Origin of the sequence: Vibrio sp. 10N.261.52.C2 (genome assembly GCF_041471425.1) — a bacterium.
In the GTDB taxonomy this organism is placed as follows: Bacteria; Pseudomonadota; Gammaproteobacteria; order Enterobacterales; family Vibrionaceae; genus Vibrio; species Vibrio crassostreae_C.
The window spans coordinates 1-425 of sequence record NZ_JBFROH010000093.1 but is presented as its reverse complement, the minus strand read 5'-3'; the positions used below and the strand labels follow the sequence as shown (position 1 = coordinate 425).

1 protein-coding gene and 1 pseudogene are annotated in these 425 nt (G+C 45.4%); both read left to right on the top strand.

Annotated features, from left to right (window positions below; translation table 11 throughout):
- Nucleotides 1-145 (top strand): annotated as a pseudogene (locus AB4307_RS21725) (IS66 family insertion sequence element accessory protein TnpA); the annotation flags it as partial.
- On the top strand, nucleotides 142-425 hold a 284-nt coding region (gene tnpB / locus AB4307_RS21720), incomplete at its 3' end, for an IS66 family insertion sequence element accessory protein TnpB (RefSeq protein WP_371725165.1). The pseudogene AB4307_RS21725 and the gene tnpB, both read left to right, overlap by 4 nt.

The window sequence follows — 425 nt, the reverse complement described above, 5'->3', positions numbered from 1 at the left end:
AGCCGAAATCGTTGAAAAGACAACCAAGTATCAGGCCCAGATAGCTACGGCGAACATGACACTTCTCATCAATGATGTGGAGCTGAGCATTCCTCAAGGCACGCCAGCCACCTATCTTGCTGAACTCATTGGAGCGTTGTCATGAAAGGTATGCTCAGCGCTCCAGACATTTACCTTTATCGTGAAAGCGTCGATTTTAGAAAGTCCATCAACGGCCTTGCAGCGATTATCGAAAATGATACTGACTTGCCTCTTGGCAGCGGTGCGCTGTTCCTGTTTACCAATAAACAGCGCGATAAGATTAAAGTGTTGTACTGGGATAAAACAGGCTTCGCCCTCTGGTATAAACGCCTTGAAAAAGCCAAGTATAAGTGGCCTTCAAAAGAGAAAAATCAGGTGTTTACCCTCACTCAATTTGAGCTTGA